Consider the following 26,459-nt stretch of genomic DNA (forward strand, 5'->3'; position numbering starts at 1 on the left):
TCAAATTCTAACCAAATACTATACAATTCTAAATGAAATTAAAAAAATACTAAATAAAAATTGTAAAATTGAAAAAAATTATATAAATTGAGCCATAATTGCATTTTAACAAATATTTATCCATAAAATATTTTAAAGCAATTATCTTTTTCAGAAATGATGGCATAAAAACAAAAACTAATAAAAACGCCATATAACTATGAAATCGAAAACACAAGTATGTATCATTAATGAAAATCCCAAAGAAGAAAATCATATTACTGTATTATTAAAAAGAGAATTTCCGGAACTTCACATTGCTTTTCAGGCAAGCAGTTTAGAAGAAGCCTGTATCTATCTCACCAAAAACTCACTGGATATTTTATTTCTGGATATTGAACTTACAGATATAGCTATATTCAAATTACTTTCAAAAATCCAATCCCAAATCATCTTTGTTACTGCCATAGAGCAATCTGCTATTCAGGCAATTAAAAACGGAATAACAGATTATCTTCTAAAACCTGTGAAAAGATTAGATTTTGTTATAACTGTAAATAAAGTTTTAGAAAATATCGAAAAAAGTAAATATCCATTGATGAGTAATTTTACTCGAAATAAAATCAATTTACCTACCTTACAAGGATTCAAACGTATTGATATCATGGATATTATCCGATGTGAGGCCGACTCAAGTTACACTATTTTTTATCTAACGGATAAAACTAAAATAGTAGTTTCCAAAAGCTTAAAAGAATTTGAAAACCAACTCAATGGAAATGATTTCTTTAGAATTCATAATAAGCATTTAATCAATTTAAAACACTTTAAAGAATATATTAAAGGAAAAGGAGGGCAGGTTATAATGACTGATAACACTACTTTAGATGTATCTGTACGAAAAAAACAAGAATTTATAGGAGCATTACATTTATTAAGTTAATTTAAAAAATTTTAACTTAAAATAAACAATATAAATCCCAATTTGTAAAAATTGGGATTTTAAATTAAAAAAAGTAACAATTACTTACAAATCATCCACACTTATTGATTTTTTTTCTACACTTACAAATTTTAAGTTTATAATTTAATTCATTTAAAGTACTTTTGAAGTACAAACAACTAATATTATTTATCATGAAAAAACGATTTTTACTATTCGCAAGTGTTATCAGCCTATTTATAGGCTGTCAGAATGAAGACCTTGAGACAGGTTCCAGCAAAAATCCTACTGGGAACAAAAGAGAGTCTAAAGGAGAGTACACCTCAAAAGTTACTCATAATTATGAATACAAAGGAGAAAAATTCAGTGTAACGTATGCTGTAGCATATGGAGAAAAAGATACTGATGTTTTGGATGTTGCCGGAGATGTAGAAAAAGCAAAAGAAGTTTTTGACAGAGAAGACAGTCCTGCTTATCTACTTTTTCCAAGTATGGCAGATACTAAAACAGATAATGTAGAAGAAATTATAAATAACATAGATCAATCATATGCAGATGAAGAAATAGATGTTAAAGTATTTGATTCACAAGAAGAGCAAGACGCTTATTTGAAAAAAATATCAGGGGGTAAACTTGTTCAGGGAAATAAATCTGATAAAGGTTCTTGTAGTAGTTATTCTTTTTCAGGAGTGGGAAATTTCTATTTTTATTATCATGCATGGCTTAATACAGAAATGACAGGATTAAGAAAATTGAATACTAATTATTTTCAAACTCATTCGGTAGGACCTGCTTATAATGACCAAATGTCTTCTTTGCTTTGTACAAAACCTTTTTTAGCTTTTACTCAATTAAGCTTATATGAGCATGATTGCTTCAATGGTCATGTTCTTAGTTTCTATCAAGGCTCCGGCAATTATGGATTTTATGTTCCTAATTTAACTAATTACACCCTTTCAGGCTGGTGGTGGTGGAGAAAATCATGGAATGATAAGGTTTCCTCAGTTTGGGGGCGCACATCTTACTAAATAAAAAGCCAGTCAAATTGACTGGCTTTTTATTTATTACAAATTCTTAAAATCCGTCACCATCCAACAAATTACCTAATTTCCCGAGAACACTTCCCTCTTCTCTTCTATCACCCACACTTCCGAATTGTAAAATTTTACTTGCTAACCTACTGATTGGCAATGTCTGTATCCATATTTTTCCGGGACCTTTCAATTGAGCAAAAAATAAACCCTCTCCTCCAAATAGTGTATTTTTAATACCTCCCACAAATTGAATATCATATTGTACACTTTGGGTAAACCCTACAATACAGCCTGTGTCTATTTTCAGAATTTCTCCTGCTTGCAATTCTTTTTCCATAACATAACCGCCGCTATGGACAAAACACATCCCATCACCTTCCAATTTTTGCATAATAAAACCTTCTCCTCCAAAAAGTCCGGTTCCTAATTTTTTCTGCAATTCAATTCCTATAGAAACGCCTTTTGCTGCACAGAGAAAACTATCCTTTTGGCAAATAATTTTACCACCATATTGTGACAAATCTAAAGGAATGATTTTACCGGTATAAGGTGAAGCAAAAGAAACTTGTCTTTTTTCATTTGAAGTGTTGGTAAAAACAGTCATAAAAAGGCTCTCGCCAGTCAAAAGTCTTTTTCCTGCTGTAAAAAGTTTTCCCATCAAACCGCCATTATTATTTCCATCCCCAAAAAGAGTTTCCATTTGAATTCCCTCCGTCATCATCATAAAACTTCCTGGCTCTGCAATGACCGCTTCTTGTGGATCTAATTCAATTTCTACACATTGGAGTTCCTCTCCATAAATTTTGTAGTCTATTTCGTGATTTCTCATTGTTTATTTTATTTATATTAGTTTAAAATTTAGTGCTTCTGTTACATTTCATCAATTTGAGTATTTTTGCTGAAACTTTTTTAGCAATTAATTTATTTCAAAATATGAAAGTAATCATTTCTTTCCTTGCATTCTTTATTTCCATGTCTGCTTTTTCACAAAAAAGTGAAAGAAAAAAGCAAATTGTGGAAGTTGCTTGTGGACAATGTATGTTTCATAAAAATGAAAAAAAAGGGTGCGATCTAGCAGTAAAAATTGATGGAAAGGTTTATTTTGTAGAAGGAACCGGAATTGATGATCATGGTGATGCACATGCTGAAACAGGATTTTGCAACAGAATACGAAAAGCCAAAGTAATTGGAAAAATTAAAGGAGATAAGTTTGTGATTTCGTATTTTAAATTACTTCATTCAAATTCATAAAAAAAACGAGACTGCCTGAAAAAGGCAGCTCTTTTTATTTGACTCATAGTTCAAATTTCCTGTATGTAAAATTTATAAACTGATTAAAAGACTATTAGTTTTCCCTTCCAAGTTCTACCTTGGTTTGTAATAGTATAAAAAAGAATATTGTTTTTACTAGTATTCTTCAAAGTGAAAGCCTTTTTTCCTTTAGTTTGAACTTCTTCTACCAAACGACCTGTAGATTCATAAAAACTAATTTTATAATCTAATAATGGATTACCCATATTTTGTAATCCTGAGTTTCTTTGGAATAATACAAGGTTAAATTTTTGTCAAGAGAACTTTCTGAAGTTGCCAAAACTAGTTGACTATTGCAAGATTTTCCTGAAGTATCTTCAAAGCAGTCCAACCAATAAGCTCCTATTTCAAAAGGTATGCTATCAGGCATAGAAAATAAACCAGATTGTGAACCAATTCCTTCGTAGATATTTCCTCGAAGAGTTTTAAAAGTTTTAACATTTTCTCTTCCAAACACAGATCCATATACAATATCATCTATAGTAATTGGAATATTATAATTATTCTCCCATCTCCAATTACTCTCAAAAACATCGTCATTTTGCACGGCAAAATCATAAATTAATTTTTCCGTATTGGTACTTGCATCTAAGAAATATACCTTTCTATTAATAGTATCTTCACGCATCAGACACTCAAAAACATCAGGATTATTAGTATAATATCCTGGAGAATTTGGAGGTCCGTTATAATCATATGGGTTTATAAAATATAGATTTGAATAAATTTTCTTATAAACTACACCATCAATTGTAGTCTCGCCATTTATAAAGATATAATAGCCTTTATATTGAGGATAACAAACATCGCAATATCCTTCTCTAAAATAAACCCACCATTTATTTCCTTCTTTCAAAAGAGGCGTATAAGATTGTGAAAATAGGCTAAAAGATGCAAAAAAGAGTAATAAAATAAATAGATTTTTTTTCATATGCTAAGTTTTAGGGTATTATTATTTCAACAAATGTAAAAATTAAATTTAGATATTTTCATCACATATTACCGTGATTTTAGAATTTGCGGTAACTTTTTAATAGAATATACTATTTACTAGGTCTTTGTTGCATATATTCCTCTAAAAATCAATAAAAAACACTTCCATTTATGAAAGTGTTTTTGCATTATTTTGAAAACTCTTATATTTATACATTAAACCTGAAATGCATCACATCTCCATCCTGAACCACATATTCTTTTCCTTCCACAGATAGTTTTCCGGCTTCTTTTACCTTGGCTTCAGAACCAAAATTTATAAAATCTTCATACTTGATAACTTCTGCACGGATAAAACCTTTTTCAAAATCGGTGTGAATTACACTTGCTGCTTTAGGAGCAGTCCAGCCTTTTTCAATAGTCCATGCACGAACTTCTTTTTCTCCGGCTGTAAAATATGTTTGAAGTTTTAATAATTCATACGCTTTTCTGATTAATCTGTTTACTCCGGGTTCTTCCAAACCAAGCTCTTCCAAAAACATTTGTCTTTCTTCGAAGGTTTCCAGTTCATTGATGTCTGCTTCTATTTGAGCAGCTAAAACTACAATCTCAGCACCTTCGCTTTTTGCCATTTCCTCAATTTTTCCGATCCATTCATTTCCGTTTTTAATAGAATTTTCATCTACATTACAAACATATAGAACCGGTTTTTTAGTCAGCAAATGAACTTCATCAATAATTGGTTTTGTAAGATCATCTAAAGGAAATTCTCTTGCATTTTTTCCATCCTCAACAAATTTTTGAAGATTTTGTAAAGTTTCATAAACCAAAATATCTTCTTTTTTACCGGATTTAATGAATTTTTTGGCTTTATCTACGGCTTTTCCAATAGTTTCAAGATCTTTTAATTGAAGCTCAATATCAATAATTTCTTTATCTCTCAATGGATCTACAGAACCTTCAACATGGACGATATTTCCGTTTTCAAAACATCTTAAAACATGGATAATAGCTTCACATTCACGGATATTGGCTAAAAATTGGTTTCCAAGACCTTCTCCTTTACTTGCACCTTTCACCAGACCTGCAATATCTACAATTTCTACAACAGCTGGCAAAACTCTTTCCGGTTTTACCAGTTTTTCCAATTCGAAAAGTCTCTGATCCGGAACAGAAACCGTTCCCAAATTAGGTTCTATAGTACAAAAAGGATAATTGGCAGATTGCGCTTTTGCATTGCTCAAGCAGTTAAATAATGTTGATTTACCAACATTCGGAAGTCCAACGATTCCACATTTCATTTTGTCAAAAGTTTAAAGTTCAAAATTTAAAATTCAAGGGTTTTACATTCGGAAAATCAAAACTTTGAAAATCTATGAGTTCCTTCCTTGAATTTTTGATTTGCAAAGATACTTATTTTAGCCAAAATTACATCAATAAAAAAGCCTATCAAAAATTGACAGGCTGAAAAAATTGAGTGTATATATATCATGGGTTTTCACTTGTTGCATTTCTTGCATCTGGTGCATTATCCGGAGCTTTTCCAAGAGTCCGATCTAAGGTGAAGAGCGACTCATCGGTAGCTTTATCTCCTCCTGCAATTTTTAGTTTATGTATCAAATCAAGAGCTAAAGTTTCTTCTTCAATTTGTTCTTTTACAAACCATTGCATAAAATTCCAAGTAGACCAGTCTTTTTCCTCAAAAGACAAATCAACGATTTTGTATATAGAATTGGTATTCTCCACTTCATGTTTAAAAATATTATCAAAACATTCTACTAAATTATGAGGATCGGCAGGTGGTACATCTATAGCATTCACTTTTGGCTTTCCACTTCTGTCCAGAATGTATTTCATAAATTTAATCGAATGGTTCCTTTCTTCCTGAGAATGCCTCCAAAGAAAATTAGAAATCCCGTTATAGCCCTGATCGTTTGCCCATATTCCGTAAGAAAGAAAAATATGTGATGCCTGAATTTCCTTATTCATCTGATCGCTCAATGTTTTTTCCATTTGTGCTGAAAGTCTATTCGTATCCATAAGTGCTATTGTAAATTTTTAATGAATTTACGACAACAACCTAGATCACGAAAGACAATATGGAAATTATGTAAATGATTTCAAGAAAACCTAATCGAAAACCACGGTTTTATTTTCGTCAATAAAAACTTTATCTTCAAAAACCAATTTAAGAGCTTCTGCCAAAACTTTTTTCTCCACATCTTTACCGATTTTTGAAAGATCTTTTGCCGTCATAGAATGGTTTACCTTGATAATATCCTGATAAATAATTGGTCCTTCATCCAAATCATCCGTTACAAAATGCGAAGTGGCACCTATCATTTTTACACCGCGCTGAAATGCTTGTTTGTAAGGATTTGCCCCAATAAAAGCCGGTAAAAAGGAATGATGAATATTCACGATCTGATGCTTGTATCTTTTCACAAAATCCGGAGTCAGTATTCTCATAAATTTTGCCAGAACAATATAATCGAAACGATATTGATTTAGAATTTCAACAATATTTTGTTCATGCGCTTCACGGGAAATATTTTCCGAAGGAATAGTATGAAACTGAATTCCGAATTTTTCTGTAAGATCCTGAAGAATATCATAATTACCAATCACCGCAACAATATTGAAATTCAATTCATTATAATGATTTCTGATCAACAGATCAGAAAGACAATGATGCTCTTTTGTCACTAAAATAATAACGTCTTTTACTTTTTTAGTAGAAATCTGCACTTTCGCATCGGAAGGCAATATATCTGCAACAGAATTTTTGATATGTTCAATTTCGCAAAGTCCGGAGAATTCTGTTCTCATAAAGAAAAGATTCTTTTCCTTGTCTACAAATTCATCGTTTCTCTCAATATTCAGATTATTTTCCAGTAATATTTTTGAAATCTTATAGACAAGCCCCATCTCATCGCTGCAAGTAATTCTTAACGTAAATTTATTCATCAATTTTCATATATTAAACAGGCTGCAAAGATACTTTTTCTAAATAAAAAATCCCTGAAATTCAGGGATTTTATCTTAGTATCTACTTCTTCTGTTATTATCTCTTCTGAAACCACCACCAGAATTGCTTCTCGGTTCTTTTGGTCTTGCCTCGGTTACATTTAAAACTTTAGTTTTAAATTCTCTTTGGTTTAGTTCTTCAATTGCTCTTAATGCTTCTTCATTGTTCGGCATTTCTACGAAACCGAAGCCTCTGCTTCTTCCGGTTTCTCTATCTGTGATAACTTTTGCAGATTCTACTTCTCCGTAATTTTCGAAAAGTGCTTGTAGCTCGGACTCAACAGTGTTGTAGTTGAGATTTGAAATAAAAATGTTCATTGTAAAAAAATAAATAATTGTTGATAAATAAAAGTTTAAAGCGAAGACAACAATTGAATGAACATTAATTGAATTCTTTTTAAAATTTTCTGCAAGCTACGATTAATTTTTAAATTGAACTAATTTTAATTAATTTTTACAGCCGAATAATCACTCTCATTTCCAAGCCTATCAATAGCTCTTATAGCAACCGTATTTAATTTTTTTCCGTTATTCAGTTTTTCTATGGTTTTGTGTGTGATTTCTTTTTCAAAAATTTCGGTTTCCCAAGAATCTCCATATTTTGCATAAAGCACCCACAAAAATGTTGATTTAGGCTGATCGGCTGTCCAATTTAGAACAATGGAATTTCCTGATGAGGTTTGTGCTAATACTGGTTTTGTTAAAGGTTCTATTTTCAGCCATGGAGTTTTCGGAATTAATGCTTTTTGTTTGTAAGGTCCGTTTTTCAGGGCATCCAACATTCCATAATTTTGGGTAAGACCGGCAATACTCCAATGTATTTCTCCTGCATCACTCTTCAAGATCTGTCTTGTTACCTGAATTTGATTTACAATTTCTGTTACTTTGTCAGACGCTTTTATGTCTACTGTATTTAATCCCGGCCAAAGATGTCTTTTCTGGGTATTTTCGCTTTTCCACCAATCGAGAAGAGACGTAAAACTTTGTCCTTTTGATTCAATAGGCCAATACAATTGAGGTGTAAAATAATCTACCCAACCTTGATTCAGCCAAAGTTTTGCATCGGCATACAATTCATCATATTGCGAAGAGCCTGTAATTCCTGAAGGATAACCCGGTTTCCAAATTCCAAAAGGACTAATACCGAATTTTACATAATTTTTTTCCGCTTTTATTTCGGTGTAAATTCTCTGCACGAATTTGTTTACGTTTCCTCTTCTCCAATCTGCTCTGGAAAGTGTTCCGCCGGATTTTATATAATTGTCCCAGCTTGCATGATCCGGAAAATCCGCACCTTTATTGTAAGTAGCATAAGGATAAAAATAATCATCGAAATGAACACCGTCAATATCATACCTTTTCACGATATCTTTTACCACATTGGAAACTTGATCCTGTGTTTTCTGATTTGCGGGATCAAACCAATACATTCCGTTTTTCAGTTTAACTACATTGTCCGGAGATTTTTTAACCATCGATTCATTGGTAATGCTTCCTCCGCTTGAATGATGAGCTCGAAAAGGATTCAACCAAACATGAAATTCCAAACCTCTTTTGTGGGATTCTTCCACCCAAAATTCCAACGGATCATAATTCGGACTTTTCCCAATTTCTCCGGTCAAAAAATATGACCAAGGTTCATAATTACTTTTATATAAAGCATCTGCGGAAGGACGAATCTGTAAGATCACAGCATTGAGATTATTATTTTTCAATATATCCAATAATTGTATCGCTTCTGATTTTTGCTGTTCAGCAGACAAATTATTTTTGGAAGGCCAATTGATATTGGCAACCGAAGCAATCCAAGCTGCACGGAATTCACGTTTTAGTTCCGGTAAAACCAATTTTAAATTTTCGTTATCAGAATCTTTTTTTGTGGTACTTCCGTTCGTTTTATCTGAAGTAGTAGTTTGAACTTTTTTTACAGGAGTTGCTTTTTTAGCTGTTTTTTTAGGTTGTGAAGAACAGGCAATTATTATGATTGATAGTAGTAATAGAGATAAGAATTTGAAAATGCGTTTATTCATATTTGAAATTATTCTTATGTTTCTTGAATTATTAAAAAAGCCTCGAAAAATTCGAGGCTCACAAATATAATATATAATTTTTAAATTCTACTTTTCAAATTCCTAGCTCCATGATGGACTAATAAAATGTAAATTTCAGTTTTGGCTAAAGTCTTTTCAATCTGATATTTTGCATACCTTTAGAATCTAAAGAAATATAGTCGTAAATATCTTTTAAATCTTCTTCTTCAATCGTTTCATTATTTTTAGATTCGCAAAATACGAGATTCTATTTTTTCAAGCATAATATTTCATTAGCTAATTTATAACAAAAAATCTTCCAAAAATTGGAAGATTCTTAATTTTTTATTCTGATTTTGCCATTCTTTCGGCACGTTTTCTATCTTCTTCTGCAAGAACTTTTTTACGCATTCTGATAAAGTTTGGCGTAACTTCGATGCATTCGTCATGCTGAATATATTCCATACATTCTTCTAATGAGAAAAGAATTTTCGGAGCAATATTTCCGTCTTTATCTTTTCCGGCAGCACGCATATTGTTCAATTGCTTTCCTTCCACAATATTTACTACCAAATCTCCCGGTTTATTTTGCTCGCCTACAATCATTCCCATGTAAACATCTTCTCCCGGATCTACAAAAAATCGACCTCTATCCTGTAGTTTTTCTATGGAATATGCAGTTGTTTGTCCCTGATTTTTAGAAATCAAAACGCCATTGTTTCTTCCTGCAATATTTCCTTTGAAAGGTTTATATTCAGAAAAACGGTGCGCCATAATTGCTTCTCCTGCTGTTGCAGTAAGCATCTGAGAACGAAGCCCGATCAAACCTCTTGAAGGAATATCAAATTCCAAATGCTGCATTTCTCCTTTGGTTTCCATAATCAAAAGGTCACCTTTTCTTTGAGTAGCCAAATCAATTACTTTTGAAGAATATTCTTCCGGAACATCGACTACCATTGTTTCATAAGGTTCACATTTTTCTCCGTCGATTTCTTTCAAAATAACTTGCGGCTGCCCGATTGTCATTTCATACCCTTCCCTTCTCATGGTTTCAATCAAAACGGAAAGGTGAAGAATTCCTCTACCAAAAACTAAAAATGTATTAGCATCATCCGTTGTCTGAACTCTCAAAGCAAGATTTTTTTCCAATTCTTTCTCCAATCTTTCTTTTAAGTGATTGGAAGTCACATATTTTCCGTCTTTTCCAAAGAAAGGAGAATTGTTGATGGAAAATGTCATGTTCAAAGTTGGTTCGTCAATTGCAATTCTTGGAAGTGGTTCCGGATTGTCAAGATCCACAAATGTATCTCCGATCTGGAATTTGTCAAAACCTACCACTGCACAAATATCACCCGCAAAAACTTCGCTTACTTTCTTTTTTCCAAGTCCTTCGAAAACGTATAATTCCTTTACTTTACCTTTTATAATATTCCCGCCTTCCTGAGCAAGACCAATCCATTGTCCTTCTTTCACGGAACCTCTTGCTACTTTTCCTACTGCAATTCTTCCCAAGAATGAGGAATAATCCAATGAAGTAACCTGCATTTGCAAAGTTCCTTCTTCTATTTTCGGTTCAGGAACGTATTCTAAAACTCCGTCCAAAATTGGCAAAATATTATCGGTAGGTTCTAAAGATGTATTGAACCAACCTTGCTTGGAAGAACCATAATACGTTGGAAAATCCAATTGCTCTTCAGTCGCATCAAGATTGAAGAACAGATCAAAAACCTGATCGTGAACTTCATCCGGACGGCAGTTTTCTTTGTCTACTTTATTAATAACTACAATTGGTCTTAAACCTAACTGTAATGCTTTGTGCAAAACGAATCTTGTTTGCGGCATCGGTCCTTCAAAAGCATCCACCAACAAAAGAACACCATCTGCCATTTTCAAAACTCTTTCCACTTCTCCACCGAAATCGGCGTGACCGGGAGTATCAATTACATTGATTTTGGTGTCTTTATAGCTTACGGAAATATTTTTGGATAAAATGGTGATTCCTCTTTCTCTTTCCAGATCGTTGTTATCCATGATCAGTTCTCCACTTTCCTGATTTTCCCTGAAAATATTGGTAGCGTGGATAATTTTATCAACCAAGGTTGTTTTTCCGTGGTCTACGTGAGCGATAATCGCAATATTTCTAATGTTTTGCATCGTTAAATTTTACGGGTGCAAAGGTAGGGTTTTTAATTGAGAGTGAAAAATAGTAAAATGAAAGATTAATTTATTGATTATGAAAATTTTAAACTTACTCAGCAGAACCCAAAAGAAATAGGAGTACGAATTGAATGGCAACTATTATAAAAACTTCATCATAAAACAGATAACAACCTATTAAAAACAATTTGTTTTGCGATCTTATAATAAATCTTTGTTAAATAAATTCTGAACAACATGAAAAACTCTTTAATTATAAATAAAAAGGCTTTTTGATTTTATTCTTTAATAAGTTTTTGACTTGTTATTTCTCCTGAAAGCAATATAATTTTGACAATATAAACGCCATTTGCTAAATCTTGTATGTTATATTTTCTTTGTTGTATAAATGTTTTAACCAATTTACCTTCCGAGTTGTAAAGTTGTATTTGCTTTACGTTTTTAGCAGTAGTAGCGAAAAAATCTTTTGCAGGATTAGGCAGTAAAGAAATTTGAATTTTATCATTGATATCTTGTGCTTGCAAAAGGCAATCAGAATTAACAATTGTATTATTCCCTTGACTTGTATAGAAATTTTGTATCGCATTTACAGAGTTTGAATTGGTACAAACATATTTAAGGCTATATAAATTTGCACCATAAAATGATTGCAAAGTATCTAATCCTGAAGTATCAAGACTTGGCTTCCAATTCATCCCATTATTAATGTAGATTGTTGTTAACAATGGATTGTTATAGCAATACAATAAATTAAGTTTTTTCAGATCATTTAAATATAGTGTTTTAATTAGATTTCCGCCTAATCCTAAAGCGTTTAATTGTGATAAATTCGTAATATTCAAATCCGTTAATTTGTTATTATTACACATTAAATAGATAAGATTATTATTATTAGTCATATCCAATGTTTGCAATAGATTGTTGGAGCAGTTAAGTTTTTTAAGTTGGAATAGTAAGCCTAGATCTAAATATGGCAATTGGTTATCCTCACAAAAAAGGAACTCCAAATTAGTATTTCCGCTTAAATTTAATGAGTTAATTTTATTTTTACCACACGATAAAAATTGAAGGTTGGGCAGATTATTTATATTTAAATTTGTGAGTTGATTATATGAACAGTCTAACGAATATAAATTTACACACCCACTTACATCTAAGAAAGTTAATTTTCCTTCAGAGCATAATAAACTTTGCAGGTTTATGTCATTGCTAACATTTAGTTTTTTTAAATTATACATAGAATGACAATCTAAAGATTGAAGATTAGGCAAATTGCTTGCATCTAATTCTTCTAAAGCATAAGATTGAAAACAATTTAAATGAGATAGGTTTACCAATCCACTTACATTTAAGTATTTTAATGTATTATTTATGCCACAATTAAGATCCGTTATTTGGTTATTATGACTTAAATTCAGGGAAACAATGGGATTATTAAAGCAATACAAATAAGAAAGATTGCTTAGATCTTTCGTATCTATTGTTGTTAATTTATTCTGAGAAACATCTAAATATGTAAGATTCACAAGACCACTTAAATCAATGGTGTCGAGCTGATTTCCCCAAAAATCTAAAAACTCAATATTTTTCAATGCACTTGCATCAAATTTTGTAATACCTGTATATCTTACAGTTAGTTTTTTTAAATTTATAAAAGCTTCAATACCTTTTAAATCTGAAATCTGGCTAGCCAAATCACCGTAAATTGAAATAGAAGTAGCAGCTAGTGCTTCATTTACTTGTATTTGCCCATCATTGTTGGTATCTACAGTTGAATCCGTAAATCCGTCATTGTTGGTATCCACACAATACTGGTTGAGCAAATAATTTAAAAAATTAGGATCGGCTATATTTACAGTTTGAGCATGTAATCCAAATGAACCAGCGATTAAAAAAAAATAAAGAATAGCTATTTTCATTTTTATTAATTTAGATGTTTAAAAATAATTAAAATCGTCATTATTAATTACAATTTTTAAAAATTTAACATTTAAATAATATTTCTTTTTAATAATATAATTTGCAAATTAAAAAAATTGATTATCTGTTATTATCATACATTTGATTTTAACGCTGCAAAGCATAATCATTTTAAGGACAACAACCAATCTGAATTGCTTTCAAAATTTTCTAACTTTGTGATTAGTCACAGCAAGTGTATCTATGGTAAATGAATACAATAGGTTGTGAATTGCTTTCAAAATTTTCTAACTTTGTGATTAGTCACAGCGAAAAAGCTAAAAGCCAAACATACCAACGTGTTGTGAATTGCTTTCAAAATTTTCTAACTTTGTGATTAGTCACAGCTTAAGTTTAAAGGAGCAAAAAAAGACCATAGTTGTGAATTGCTTTCAAAATTTTCTAACTTTGTGATTAGTCACAGCATTAAAAGATTACACGTTGAACGACTATAAGTTGTGAATTGCTTTCAAAATTTTCTAACTTTGTGATTAGTCACAGCCTTTTAATTTTGCGTTTGCTCCTGAATGCTGTTGTGAATTGCTTTCAAAATTTTCTAACTTTGTGATTAGTCACAGCAACCTTGAGATTTACAAAGATGATTTTGATGTTGTGAATTGCTTTCAAAATTTTCTAACTTTGTGATTAGTCACAGCATTTTTCATAATGGAACTTTCATCAACTATGTTGTGAATTGCTTTCAAAATTTTCTAACTTTGTGATTAGTCACAGCCGAATTATCAATAATATCAATAGACTTGTTGTTGTGAATTGCTTTCAAAATTTTCTAACTTTGTGATTAGTCACAGCAAATGTGTCGCACAGAATATGGAAGACTTCGTTGTGAATTGCTTTCAAAATTTTCTAACTTTGTGATTAGTCACAGCAAGTGATGAAAACTGGCAAGAAGTCAAACGGTTGTGAATTGCTTTCAAAATTTTCTAACTTTGTGATTAGTCACAGCCCGAAAATTCGTATGCAAAACGTAAGCAAGGTTGTGAATTGCTTTCAAAATTTTCTAACTTTGTGATTAGTCACAGCCAGACTCGCTTATGCTGCATCGGAAGAAGGGTTGTGAATTGCTTTCAAAATTTTCTAACTTTGTGATTAGTCACAGCACAAGAACAAACTGCTCAATGTGTTTTAATGTTGTGAATTGCTTTCAAAATTTTCTAACTTTGTGATTAGTCACAGCATAATTGCCGTAATCGTAGTATTTACTTTAGTTGTGAATTGCTTTCAAAATTTTCTAACTTTGTGATTAGTCACAGCAAAGAAAGGTTCAGGATAAAACCTAAAACCGTTGTGAATTGCTTTCAAAATTTTCTAACTTTGTGATTAGTCACAGCCCTAAGAATATGCAAAGCCCATGAAGTGTAGTTGTGAATTGCTTTCAAAATTTTCTAACTTTGTGATTAGTCACAGCTTTCCTGATTATTACAATCTCATTAACATTGTTGTGAATTGCTTTCAAAATTTTCTAACTTTGTGATTAGTCACAGCTTTCCAAAATTCAAGGTATTTCATTTCTTCGTTGTGAATTGCTTTCAAAATTTTCTAACTTTGTGATTAGTCACAGCAATTATTTGTTTAGCCTACTTAATCATCAAGTTGTGAATTGCTTTCAAAATTTTCTAACTTTGTGATTAGTCACAGCGAAATTAGAAACGTTGTCAGCGTATGGTGTGTTGTGAATTGCTTTCAAAATTTTCTAACTTTGTGATTAGTCACAGCATCCTTTAAATTCCGCTCTTACAGCTTTCGGTTGTGAATTGCTTTCAAAATTTTCTAACTTTGTGATTAGTCACAGCTTTGCCTCTGTTTTTGACAGCTATTGGCATGTTGTGAATTGCTTTCAAAATTTTCTAACTTTGTGATTAGTCACAGCTTAAACGAATAATTACCTAAATATCGTTATGTTGTGAATTGCTTTCAAAATTTTCTAACTTTGTGATTAGTCACAGCTTTAAAGTGAGTTAAAATGGCACGAAGCATGTTGTGAATTGCTTTCAAAATTTTCTAACTTTGTGATTAGTCACAGCGATACTTTGTTAATTCTTCTTTGTAATCATGTTGTGAATTGCTTTCAAAATTTTCTAACTTTGTGATTAGTCACAGCTACAGGGAGAATTAAAAAGTGATCCAATTTGTTGTGAATTGCTTTCAAAATTTTCTAACTTTGTGATTAGTCACAGCTTACAGTAGAAACTCTTGTAAAGAGAATGCGTTGTGAATTGCTTTCAAAATTTTCTAACTTTGTGATTAGTCACAGCCCTTTGATTGTCAGACAATGGAACGCTAATGTTGTGAATTGCTTTCAAAATTTTCTAACTTTGTGATTAGTCACAGCATGATGAAGAATTATTAGATGATGTTGTTGGTTGTGAATTGCTTTCAAAATTTTCTAACTTTGTGATTAGTCACAGCTCCTTTCAGATTTGCTACTCCAGATGCAATGTTGTGAATTGCTTTCAAAATTTTCTAACTTTGTGATTAGTCACAGCCTCAAAATTTAATCCGTTGAAAATCAACGGGTTTTTTATTAATTTAGAATTCGAAAAATTAAAATAATTCTAACTGTTGATAGGTTGGTGGTGGTTCTTCTTTATTTCTAGCAAAGAATATTTCAATATCTCCAAATTGCTTATCTGTAATACACATAATGGCCACTTTTCCCGCTTTCGGCAAAATAGCTTTTACTCTTTTTATATGGACTTCTGCATTTTCACGGCTTGGACAATGCCTTGCATACATTGAAAACTGAAATAAGGTAAAACCATCATCCAATAATCGTTTTCTGAAAAGATTAGCGTCTCTCATATTAGCTTTGGTCTCCGTTGGTAAATCATATAATACTAAAACCCACATAATTCGGTAGGCATTAAACCTTTCGGCGTTCATGTTTTTATCTGTAAAATGTACAATGTAAAAAGTAAAATGTAGCCCAAGTTCATCATATCAGTTCAGGATAAGAGATTTGGCGTTTTTCTCCTGTATAACATTTGTAAAGCGATGAAGCCGTTGTTTTTACTGCCACTAACAATGGTCTTGTTTTACTGTCTATTCGCACATCTTTTGTGGCGATTTGCAGAATATGAGCTTTGAAATCTTTTGTTAATTCTTCGGAATCGGGATTTTTTGTAAGCCAATCCATTACCAATAGATCTACGAATGGACGATATGGTTCCATCAGATCATCAGCAAGACAATAAGGGTTGTATTTATTTTTATGAAAAATTCCAAGAACAGGAAGCAAACCTGTTTCCACAATCGCTCTGGCAACAATACTTCGCAAAACTGAATATCCAAAATTAAAAAACTGATTGGGAGAATTTCCAAAACGTTCCCGAAGAAAATCTAAACTAATAAGATATTTCCAATAATGTTGTGCTGCAATTCCTTCCATATTAGTGACATCTCCACTTTTTACATTTCTCTGGTATTCAAGCATTGGTTCATAGTAATTTCCCAAACATTTTAAAACCTCTTTTTGGTTTTCTATTTTACATTCTACAGTTTGCTTCCAAAGTTGTTTTTTGAGAGGTTCGCTTACTTCTAATTGATCTTTTACCCGGTCGGAATGTTCTGTATGCCCGTAAAGTGGAAGCATAATTCCGTGAGGCAAATGAAAAGCATCACAACTCACTACGACCACATTATTTCCCATCATTTTCTGAATGAGTTGGTGCGAAATGGTAATCTGAAAATGATCTAGCATCAGCAAGCCTAAATCTTCTATAGAAACACTCCCCTTTTCCGCTTTAGTTTCCGGACAGAGAATTTTCATCTGCTCATCTTTGAGTTTGAGATAAGCGGGATTACCAATGTAAATACTTCTGGTAATCATTCTCCAATCTTTATAATTTCTCCTAAATGATTTATTTTAATTTTTTCAAGTCTTTTAAGATTTACATTTGAAGTAAATATTTCCCATGTTATACCTCTTAGTTTATTATTATTCCTTTCAATTGTAGATTCTAAATGATGCCGAAAATGTATCTCAAATGTACCATTTGATTTTTTGCTCATCTTCTGAACTCTGAATAATTTTTTACTGATAATATGCCTGTTCTTTTCGTCAAAAAAATCAAATTCATTTTCTTGTAATGGGTTTTTAGAATGTTTTAAATCCATAACAAACAAATCATTAATCTGCATCGAAAAATTAAATTTTCCTAAAACAGAATCATCATTACGATTTATTATGGGATATGGTTTTCCTATTTGCTTAATGTTTAATTTACCTATTTCAACAGCTTCCCAAAAAGAAATAACTTTCTCATTGTACTTTCCTTTTTCATCAAAATATATAAGTGCGTGATGATTTCCACCAGTTTTCACATAACCATTTCTGATATTTTCAACTTTGCTTTCTTCATAAACTGTGACAGCTTTTATAGAAATATTTTTTTCTTTATCCAGCCAAATCGGATCTTCTTCTAAATTAGAAAAAGCATTTTTAATATTACCTTTCTCTTTAATTCTTGGCTTTATGATTTCTTCCCGTATTCTCTTATCTACAATCTTATCAATCTGGGCTGTAGTTACATTTTCGTTTAACTGAATTCTTTTGGTACAAACATATTCATAAACTGATATTTCTTTTAGTTCTTCATTTTTAAAAATTATCGGATCTGATTTTAAATTTTTGGAACTAAAGGCTTCTTTTGCATTTCCATACTTTTGAATTCTGTTCTGAAGAAATTCTTTTATTCGAGGGTTTATTATAAAATCAATTTCATCAAATTTTTCATTAAGTTTTCTCTTTTTATCTGAGATTCTTTTAATGCATCCCATTACTGTTTCTTCATGTATTCTTCCTCTTGGTGTCCAGGTTATTTGTTCAGGAGCGTTTTTAGGTTTATTAATATTCTTGCTTAGAACTTTTGAAGATTTTTTAATGGAAATAAAAATACTATCCAAATGTTTCTTTGTTTCTTCTCGTAGATTAGGAATTGGCGTTTTAGACCAATCATTAAATTGATCTGCAAAAGCTTTCAAATCAAATTTTTCTGTTTCTAGGAATTTTTCAATTTCAACAATTTGTTCTTTTGTTAAATTTCCTTTTTCATATTGAAAAAGTTTATTCAGATTGTTGAGTTTGAAAATAATTTTTTGATCTGTTAATGCACAAATGAGAGCATCTATTGCATGATGTCTGTGATCGTCTCTTTTTGACCAGTCTTTTATTATTTTTATCTCTTTAGTCTGATTGATTTTGTCTTTAATTTCCTTTGTACCTACTTGTCCGAGTGCTTCATATTTTTCAAAATTTATTTCTTGCAAAAGTTCCCTTAAACCCCATTTATCTCTGAGAAAATCTGTAACCTGACCAGTTGTAGTATATACATTTTCACAAATATTTTTCAGCAGTTTTACTGTTTCTTTTGAGATATATTGTGAATCTTTTTTCATTCTTTCTACAAAATCAGAAGGAATATCTTCTCCTTTACACATTAAATTATCAAATTTTGCTTTAGAGATTTTACCCTTTCCGTCATTATATAATTCATTAACTTTTTCAAGATACTGATCAAAAATTCCGTCTTTTTTGGAACTCATAAAATCATAAGCTGTAAATTGATTTTTATTGGAATTACATTTTTTATGAGCCAAAATATAATTGTTTGTATTGTTTGTAAATGAACGGGATTTTGGAAGAATATGTTCCAAATCTGCCTGACTTGTAATAAAATCTGTCATTGTGATTTCTTTATTACAATACAAGCATTGTCTGTCAGTTTCTTGCCAAAGTCTATATCTTTGGATATCTCTTCCATTCACAATTTTATACTGATACTCATTAAGGAGAAGTTCTCTTATTTTATCATTCTCTTTTTTACTTTTCGAATTATTAAGACTTATCCTTTTTCTTTGTTTAGCACTATTTCTTAACTCTCTGGCTAATTCAACTCTAATTTCGTCAATTCTTCCATATTTTTCTATGATAAGATTAATGATATTTACTACCTGATTTAATATCTGTTCCACAACAGGATTTCTCAGAGAATTCTTAGGAATTGGTAATAATTTTTCAACGATTTGGGGTTTTGTTTTAAATCCACTGTGATCATATCCTACTTTATCACAAGCTTCGCTATATCCAAATCCTTCCTGAAGATAAGGCAATAATTTTTTTATAGCTCTTGTAGACAGATTCCCATAATCTGAAGGATAAGCTATTTCATTCGACAAAATTTTTGATTGCTCAATAGTAAAACCAAATCTTTTAGACAATGTATTTATAATTTCATCTTCTTGTGGTAGAGAATAGGTAATATGCCATAATTCAAACAGCCCACCTTTTTCATCATTTACAAAAGGGTCAAATGACAAAAATTTTTCGTAATCGTTTATTTCAGCTTTAATAAGTACATTTCTAATAACAGAATATGTTCTACTTCCATCAAGTTCAGGAAAATTCAGATACACATTTTTTCCTTTAAACGACAAATTTTTCTTAATTTCTGTCGATGTCATTTTGAATTTGGAATTCAATCCGATTCCTTCAAAAAGGTTTTTTGCCAATAGTTTTTTTTGTTCCAGAGTTGGCTTATATTTAGTTCCGTCTTCAAATGTAACTTCCAGATCATTTACTTTTTGCCAAATTCTGAAAAGCTCAAAATAGGGTGAAGATTTACTTATAGATTTATGATGTTTTTCAAAAGAACAATCTGAAACCAAACCTTTCTGGCTTTTTAGCGGACGTTGATAAAATAGAATTTCATTTTTAATTTTATGATACGTCGTATTTTTATCCTTGCTATTTTCATCACCAGTTAAAACATCAGGATAGAATTTTTTTTGAAAATTCCATATTTTATCAAATTCTCTGATATATGATTTCCTTAAATACGTTCGTTTTCTTAAAACAATATTGTTTAAAACATTTGCTTCATTTAGTTCTGCATATAACTCTTGCCCAATTGTTTTGTTTTCTAATTTACTTTCCAATTCGGCAATTCTCTTTTTATATTCGGTTGAATTCTCTTCTTCTGAATTTGATTTTCTGTTGCTTAGAAAACCTCTCCGTTGATTCAAATGAATTAAAACTCTCCCCAATTCCTGAAGTGTAATTTTTTCAGATACTGCATCATTTCTAAGTTTATACAAACTTAATGCATCTATTTTCATTAAATCTCCAGTAGGAAACATATTTAAATGTTTCAGAAAATTGTAAAGTCTGCTTTTTCTTATTTTGGTTCTTTGATAGCCTCTCCGGATTCCTCTTGATATTGTTCTTGGCAGATTTTTGCTTGCTGTATTTCCTGAATAGAATTTTCCCTGAAAATTTGGATCTTCGGGAACTATTCTCACTGCCATTTCTTTAATGCTTTTTATTCCATCAATCTCCTCTATCACAGAAACTCCTATAGAAGAAACTCCAACATCCAAACCTAAAATTATTTTTTTCATAAATAAAATGCATTGATTATTAGATAATTATATTTTATTTTCAACAAATATACAAATATTTAACCTTAACTTATCAACTAAATATAAAAAATATTATCTTTGTCATAAAATAAGATTCATTCTGACGAGAACGTTTTATTTGTAGTCCAACCCAAATTTATTTAGCTCCCAAGGTTAAATACTTATTTTTTCCTAACATTTATTTTCTATAAGTTGATAAGTGTTGTGGATTGCTTTATTTTCTACACCTTGAACAATGTTCAAGGTGTTTTACGAATTTAAAGAAATTAATTTATAATTATTTATGGGTTTCCGTAAATAATTAATTATAAAAAAAGTGTATATTTGAAATTAGAAATTTTAAAGCAATTCACAATAAGGATTATTCCGTTGTGAAAACATTTAAGGCGGGGCAACTCGCCTTTTTCATTTCAAAATACTATTTTCGCTTTTTCAAAATCTAAAAATGACTTCTTCAGAATTTATACAAAAACAGCTCAATATATCTTCCAAAAGCATAGAAAACACGCTTCAGCTATTATCCGAAGACTGCACTATTCCGTTTATTGCACGTTATAGAAAAGACAAAACCGAAAATCTGGACGAAGTAGCAATTGAGCAAATTGCGAAACTCAATAAACAATTTGAGGAAATCCTTAAAAGAAAAGAAAGCATCCTAAAATCCATTGAAGAACAAAATGCTTTAACCGCAGAACTTCAGCAAAAAATAGAGCAAAGTTTTGATTTGCAGGAATTGGAAGATCTTTACCTTCCCTACAAAAAACGTAAGAAAACCAAAGCCGATGCAGCAAGGGAAAAAGGATTAGAACCTCTGGCTAAAATCATCATGTCTCAAAAATCCGACGATGTGGAATATTTGGCTTCAAAATATGTGAATGATCTGGTTGCTGATGAAGACGAAGCTCTGCAAGGAGCAAGAGATATTATTGCAGAATGGCTGAATGAAAATCTATACATCCGAAAAAATCTGAGACGATTATTCCAACGGAAAGCGGTTATTTCTTCTAAAGCAGTAAAAACAAAAAAAGAGGAAGAAGAAGCTCAGAAATTTTCCCAATATTTTGAATGGGAAGAACCTTTGAATCGAATTCCTTCCCACCGTTTGTTGGCAATGCTTCGTGCGGAAAACGAAGGTTTTGTAAAAATTTCTGTAAATATAGATAAGGAAGAAGCATTGGAAATAATGGAAAAAGCGGTTATAAAAAACAGCAATGCTTCCGGAAAACAAATTGAAATTGCCATTACCGAAAGCTACAAAAGATTATTAGAACCTGCCATTTCCAATGAAATTTTGCAAGAAGCGAAACAAAAAGCAGACATCAAAGCAATTGACGTTTTCGCTGAAAATCTACAGCAACTTTTATTGGCTTCACCTTTGGGCGAAAAAAGAATTTTGGCGATTGATCCCGGTTACAGAACGGGTTGTAAAATCGTCTGTCTGGATGAAAAAGGAGATTTGCTGCACAACGAAACCATTTATCCTCATGCTCCGCAAAACGAGAGCGGAATGGCAATGAAAAAAATTCGTTCTATGGTGAATGCGTATACTATTGAAGCTATTTCCATCGGAAACGGAACGGCAAGTCGGGAAACTGAATTTTTTATCAAAAAAATTGCTTTCGACAAACCGATTCAGGTTTTTGTGGTTTCTGAAGCCGGTGCTTCCGTATATTCTGCAAGCAAAATCGCAAGAGACGAATTTCCGAGTTATGATGTTACGGTTCGTGGTGCGGTTTCCATTGGAAGAAGATTAGCCGATCCTTTGGCAGAATTGGTAAAAATTGATCCTAAATCAATCGGAGTCGGACAATATCAGCATGATGTAGATCAAGCTCTTTTGAAGGAACAATTGGATTCCACAGTGATACGATGCGTAAATTCCGTAGGAATTAATTTGAATACGGCAAGTAAATCTTTACTAAGTTACGTTTCGGGAATTGGTGAAAAAATGGCAGAAAATATTGTGAATTACAGAAGTGAAAACGGAGCATTCACCGAAAGAAGCCAACTGAAAAAAGTGCCGAGATTGGGTGAAAAAGTCTTTCAACAGGCAGCTGCATTCGTGAGAATCAAAAATGCTAAAAATCCTTTGGACAATTCTGCCGTTCATCCGGAAGCGTACAAATTAGTAGAAAAAATTGCAAAAGATTCCGGATTGAAAACCGAAGAATTGATCGGAAATAAAGAGAAAATTTCAGCAATTAATCCAGAAAAATATATTACAACCGAAATCGGAATTTTAGGAATTAAAGATATTCTAAAAGAGCTTGAAAAACCCGGACTTGATCCTAGAAAAGCTGCCAAAATTTTTGAGTTTGACCCGAATGTAAAATCTATAAAAGACTTAAGAACCGGAATGATTCTTCCCGGAATCGTGAATAATATTACAGCTTTTGGGTGCTTTGTAGATTTAGGAATTAAAGAAAGCGGACTGGTTCATATTTCCCAACTGAAAGACGGTTTTGTTTCGGATGTAAATGAAGTCGTAAAACTTCACCAACATGTTCAGGTAAAAGTTCTGGAAATAGATGAGCAAAGAAAAAGAATCCAACTGACCATGATCTTATAAAAAGAATCTTCCAAAATTTTGGAAGATTCTATACTATGATTTTATTGACCTTTGTATCATCAGGATTTGCCATCTCTTTTCCTGTAAGACAGTGGTAGAGATTCTGCAATTGATGCACATATTGACAATCAATATAATTGCCATAAACCATTAATCCTTCTAGAATTTTCTGAAAACAAAGATCAAAATCGTACTTCAAAAATTTTTCAGGTCTTTCAAACCGAACCCTTTCTTTAGATCGATATGTTTCTTGAAATCCTAATTTTTGTAGCCACTTCTCACTAATTTTTATAGGCTTGATAGTGTGGAAACTTACTTTTGCATTGTTATCAAGTTTCACCAGATAATTTCCGGCAGCATCACAAAAAATTTCTTTAATCTTCACTATTTCATCCCGAAAAAACACATAATTGTTAATTCTCAAATCAATTATATCCATAATAGACAGGTATTTATTTTTTTGAGGAATCAATATTTCTGCCATAATTACCCGATCAATTTTTGAAATTGAACCAAGAGTTTATATAATTTCTACCAGAATTTTCCACACAAAAAAAAGCATTTGCAAAAAATACAAATGCTTTACATATAATTGTAGCCCCATGAGGAATCGAACCTCAACCTAAAGAACCGGAATCTTTAATTCTATCCATTAAACTATAGGGCCATTTCTAAATAAGAAATTAGAATTTAGAAATTGGGAAAATGATTAAAAAGTGATCTTTACTCCTCCCAAAATCTGAGCTCCTAAAACTTTGTATCCATTGAAAGTCTGATACTTAGTATTCAGAAGGTTATTTCCGAGCGCAAAAATACTGAAATTTTTGTGAACTTTATACTCCGCAGAAAGGTTTAGATCCGCAAATCCTCCTACTTTTTCATTGGTTTTTTCTGAAGAAACTAAAACATTAGGATTTACTCCATTATTTGAAATATCAAAACTATTGGTAGTTCTGTCGCTCATAAAAATTCCTTTGAAACCAAGATTCAGCTTTTTATCCAACATCGAATATTTTGCGCCTAAAGTTGCTTTTAATAGAGGTTTGTTGTATATATTTTCGTAATTGTCAAGATCGTATTTTTTGAAATTCAGCTCTCCGTCTAAAACCAAATTTTCCAAAGGAAAATACTGAACACTACCCTTCACTTCGCTAATTGTCCCATTATCATACGTTGCAGAAAAAGTATTGGCAAAATCATAAGCAGAGCGATTTGTCGTAGCATTTTCATCAAAGTAAGAATTTCCACGGAAGAAAAGAATATTGTTGGCTTTCGCAAAACCCGCCGAAAAATCATACTTCAAATTTTGGTCAATATCTCCACGAAGTCCCACATAAAAATGATATTTTGTTTCGGTTGGTTTTATGGTTTGATCAGAAACCAGATACGGATTTTCCTGAAGCATTTCTACATAAGAATTCAGTTTCAGACCTCCATCAACTCCGGCATAAAATTTAAATTCGTCTGCTGCTGCAAATTGCAGTTCTGCTCTTGGAAACCAATACATTTTGGAAACTTTTTCCTGTTCCGCAAGCAGCAAATTATTATTTTTTGAATTCAGAAAAGAAAAATCCGAACCGATCATCAAGTATGAATTTCCTTTAAAAAAGGTAAGTTTTGGAGAAGCAATTCCATTAAAAAAACTGGAAGTATTCTTATTCAAAATACTGAAATCTGTGCTTTGCGTATTCAATCCCAAACTTAAATCTCCATTAAAAGAAATCTGATCCGTTACAGCTAATGCGTGTTTAGAAAGATTCACGCCCAAATCTACACTATTCTCTTTTGCATCAAAGGTATCGCTTAAAAACGAGGATTTTACAGTAACATCATTCAAAATATTGTTAGAATAAAAATCGTAATATCCGTTTACTTTGATCTGATTGGTTTTCTGCTGAATATCAATATCAGAACCTGGTTTAAAAGCATAGATTCCGTAATAATTATAATCATTCAGAGAATATTCCGCATTAAGATTGAACTTTCCTTTTTCCCCATAATTATTAAGAAAAACTCCAATATCAGCAGAACTTTGCTTGGATTTCCAATCGTAATCTTTTTTCAAACCATTGGTAGAAAGAAAATGAACATCGGCACCCAATTCCATTTTGTTTTCAAGCATAGTGGAAATATTTCCATCGGCAAGTATTTTTCCATAATTTCCCATTCCGAGCTGGAAATAATTGTTCTGATAATCATTATCAAATTTTGGCGAAATATCCGATCCCTGAATGGTAGACGTTTTAAAATCCGAAACTGCCGGAACATCGGTAATATCATATTTCAAATTGATAGAATCCTGAGTCTTCTTTTCTTTCGGCGGATAATTTTTAATGGTTTCCACAGAAGTTTTTTTCTTCTCAATTTTTTTTACTTCCGGCTCGCGTTTACGATTCAAAACCAGTTTTTCTTCTTTTATTTGGGAGAATGCTACGGTTGAAAATCCGAAAAACAATAAAAAAATTGCTTTATATGTATTGCTCATTTTTGTTTTGAGTTATAATATTTTCTTTATTAATTTGATATAATCTGAATTTTTTTCCTTTATAGATAACGTCTTTTTCATAATCCATTCCTAATTTCCCTACTACATTTTGACTGTTAGTATTTTCTTCATGGATAAGAGAAATTAACCGTTGATGAAAATTGTTTTCGAAGGCAAAATCTATACATTTTCTGGCAACTTCCTTTGCATATCCTTGTTTTCTAAAATTTGGAAGAATAGAATATGCTACTTCTATCTCAAAATTCCCTTCAATTTCTCTTATCAATAATCCAGCGTTTCCAACCATTTTATTAGTGATTCTGTCCACTAAAACATTATGGCCTCCTAAGTTATTTTTATATCGGTTAAAAGTCCATTCAAACCATTTTTCACAACATTCTTCAGAAGTTTTATATTCTTCCATACCGAACATTTTCACTACTTGCCTGTCATCAAATATCGTTTTCCAATTGGCAAAATCACTTTCCTCTAATTCTCTGAATCTTAATCTATCTGTTTCTTCTTGAAACAAGGTATATTTCATATTTCGCTTTTTTTGGAACACATCAAAAAATTGAATTCCTATATTGTTTTG

20 protein-coding genes, 1 tRNA gene and 1 CRISPR repeat array are annotated in these 26,459 nt (G+C 31.6%); of the genes, 4 read left to right on the forward strand and 17 right to left on the reverse strand.

Translation table 11 applies throughout. The features are described from left to right. Positions 1–199 precede the first annotated feature (199 nt). Both AC2A1C_RS00850 and AC2A1C_RS00855 read left to right on the forward strand, forming a co-directional pair. The gene (locus AC2A1C_RS00850; protein WP_484022547.1) at positions 200–922 is read left to right on the forward strand and encodes a LytR/AlgR family response regulator transcription factor; all 723 of its coding nucleotides are present in this window, start codon (positions 200–202) and stop codon (positions 920–922) included. A 194-nt stretch (positions 923–1,116) separates the two neighbouring features. Next, positions 1,117–1,950: a hypothetical protein gene (locus tag AC2A1C_RS00855; protein WP_484022549.1), complete on the forward strand. Its 834-nt coding sequence runs from the start codon at positions 1,117–1,119 to the stop codon at positions 1,948–1,950. Positions 1,951–1,996: 46 nt separating this feature from the next. On the opposite strand, the gene AC2A1C_RS00860 is transcribed toward AC2A1C_RS00855, so the two are convergent. Continuing rightward, positions 1,997–2,785 carry a TIGR00266 family protein gene (locus tag AC2A1C_RS00860; protein ID WP_484022550.1) on the reverse strand — a complete coding sequence of 263 codons (789 nt, stop codon included), beginning with the start codon at positions 2,783–2,785 and terminating at the stop codon, positions 1,997–1,999. 104 nt (positions 2,786–2,889) lie between these two features. Between AC2A1C_RS00860 and AC2A1C_RS00865 the strand changes: the two genes are divergently transcribed. Next, complete coding sequence (locus tag AC2A1C_RS00865; protein ID WP_484022552.1) at positions 2,890–3,207, forward strand: DUF6370 family protein; 318 nt, start codon at positions 2,890–2,892, stop codon at positions 3,205–3,207. 83 nt (positions 3,208–3,290) lie between these two features. Here AC2A1C_RS00865 and AC2A1C_RS00870 read toward each other — a convergent pair whose 3' ends face one another. From AC2A1C_RS00870 to cas9, 12 genes are all read right to left on the reverse strand, one after another. Next, the gene (locus tag AC2A1C_RS00870; protein WP_484022553.1) at positions 3,291–3,473 is read right to left on the reverse strand and encodes a hypothetical protein; all 183 of its coding nucleotides are present in this window, start codon (positions 3,471–3,473) and stop codon (positions 3,291–3,293) included. Continuing rightward, the gene (locus AC2A1C_RS00875; protein ID WP_484022555.1) at positions 3,455–4,198 is read right to left on the reverse strand and encodes a hypothetical protein; all 744 of its coding nucleotides are present in this window, start codon (positions 4,196–4,198) and stop codon (positions 3,455–3,457) included. The genes AC2A1C_RS00870 and AC2A1C_RS00875 overlap by 19 nt, the downstream gene beginning before the upstream one ends. 211 nt (positions 4,199–4,409) lie before the next feature. Beyond that, a complete protein-coding gene (ychF, locus tag AC2A1C_RS00880; protein WP_484022557.1) occupies positions 4,410–5,501 on the reverse strand; it encodes a redox-regulated ATPase YchF in 1,092 nt (363 codons plus the stop codon). A 187-nt stretch (positions 5,502–5,688) separates the two neighbouring features. Beyond that, complete coding sequence (locus AC2A1C_RS00885; protein ID WP_484022559.1) at positions 5,689–6,240, reverse strand: ferritin; 552 nt, start codon at positions 6,238–6,240, stop codon at positions 5,689–5,691. A 90-nt stretch (positions 6,241–6,330) separates the two neighbouring features. Further along, a complete protein-coding gene (gene purU / locus AC2A1C_RS00890) occupies positions 6,331–7,167 on the reverse strand; it encodes a formyltetrahydrofolate deformylase (protein ID WP_484022561.1) in 837 nt (278 codons plus the stop codon). A 75-nt stretch (positions 7,168–7,242) separates the two neighbouring features. Then, entirely contained in the window at positions 7,243–7,545 is a 303-nt protein-coding gene (locus tag AC2A1C_RS00895; protein WP_484022563.1) for an RNA recognition motif domain-containing protein, read from the reverse strand. Positions 7,546–7,670: 125 nt separating this feature from the next. After that, positions 7,671–9,257, reverse strand: coding sequence for a glycoside hydrolase family 10-like protein (locus AC2A1C_RS00900; protein ID WP_484022565.1), 1,587 nt, complete (start codon positions 9,255–9,257; stop codon positions 7,671–7,673). A gap of 345 nt (positions 9,258–9,602) precedes the next feature. Beyond that, the gene (gene typA / locus AC2A1C_RS00905) at positions 9,603–11,411 is read right to left on the reverse strand and encodes a translational GTPase TypA (protein WP_484022567.1); all 1,809 of its coding nucleotides are present in this window, start codon (positions 11,409–11,411) and stop codon (positions 9,603–9,605) included. 281 nt (positions 11,412–11,692) lie between these two features. Further along, positions 11,693–13,333, reverse strand: a complete 1,641-nt coding sequence (locus AC2A1C_RS00910; protein ID WP_484022568.1) for a T9SS type A sorting domain-containing protein — start codon at positions 13,331–13,333, stop codon at positions 11,693–11,695. A 187-nt stretch (positions 13,334–13,520) separates the two neighbouring features. Next, positions 13,521–15,877: a CRISPR direct-repeat array (repeat unit 47 nt; unit sequence GTTGTGAATTGCTTTCAAAATTTTCTAACTTTGTGATTAGTCACAGC). Between the two features lie 58 nt (positions 15,878–15,935). Further along, a complete protein-coding gene (gene cas2, locus AC2A1C_RS00915) occupies positions 15,936–16,274 on the reverse strand; it encodes a CRISPR-associated endonuclease Cas2 (RefSeq protein WP_484022570.1) in 339 nt (112 codons plus the stop codon). 52 nt (positions 16,275–16,326) lie between these two features. Further along, positions 16,327–17,220 carry a type II CRISPR-associated endonuclease Cas1 gene (gene cas1, locus AC2A1C_RS00920; protein ID WP_484022572.1) on the reverse strand — a complete coding sequence of 298 codons (894 nt, stop codon included), beginning with the start codon at positions 17,218–17,220 and terminating at the stop codon, positions 16,327–16,329. Next, complete coding sequence (gene cas9, locus AC2A1C_RS00925; RefSeq protein WP_484022574.1) at positions 17,217–20,789, reverse strand: type II CRISPR RNA-guided endonuclease Cas9; 3,573 nt, start codon at positions 20,787–20,789, stop codon at positions 17,217–17,219. The genes cas1 and cas9 overlap by 4 nt, the downstream gene beginning before the upstream one ends. Positions 20,790–21,255: 466 nt before the next feature. Between cas9 and AC2A1C_RS00930 the strand changes: the two genes are divergently transcribed. Beyond that, the gene (locus tag AC2A1C_RS00930) at positions 21,256–23,379 is read left to right on the forward strand and encodes a Tex family protein (protein WP_484022576.1); all 2,124 of its coding nucleotides are present in this window, start codon (positions 21,256–21,258) and stop codon (positions 23,377–23,379) included. A gap of 28 nt (positions 23,380–23,407) precedes the next feature. Here AC2A1C_RS00930 and AC2A1C_RS00935 read toward each other — a convergent pair whose 3' ends face one another. The 4 genes from AC2A1C_RS00935 to AC2A1C_RS00950 all read right to left on the reverse strand — a co-directional run bounded on the left by AC2A1C_RS00935 (position 23,408) and on the right by AC2A1C_RS00950 (position 26,408). Next, positions 23,408–23,863 (reverse strand): hypothetical protein, encoded by a 456-nt coding sequence (locus AC2A1C_RS00935; RefSeq protein WP_484022578.1) that lies wholly within the window; start codon positions 23,861–23,863, stop codon positions 23,408–23,410. 111 nt (positions 23,864–23,974) lie between these two features. After that, positions 23,975–24,046: transfer RNA gene (locus tag AC2A1C_RS00940), tRNA-Arg, on the reverse strand. Positions 24,047–24,088: 42 nt separating this feature from the next. Continuing rightward, positions 24,089–25,864, reverse strand: coding sequence for a TonB-dependent receptor (locus AC2A1C_RS00945; protein WP_484022580.1), 1,776 nt, complete (start codon positions 25,862–25,864; stop codon positions 24,089–24,091). Then, positions 25,848–26,408 (reverse strand): GNAT family N-acetyltransferase, encoded by a 561-nt coding sequence (locus AC2A1C_RS00950; RefSeq protein WP_484022582.1) that lies wholly within the window; start codon positions 26,406–26,408, stop codon positions 25,848–25,850. Before AC2A1C_RS00950 ends, AC2A1C_RS00945 begins: the two co-directional genes overlap by 17 nt. Between the last annotated feature and the right edge of the window lie 51 nt (positions 26,409–26,459).

Source organism: Chryseobacterium sp. HNCC26DJ241 (assembly GCF_057180505.1).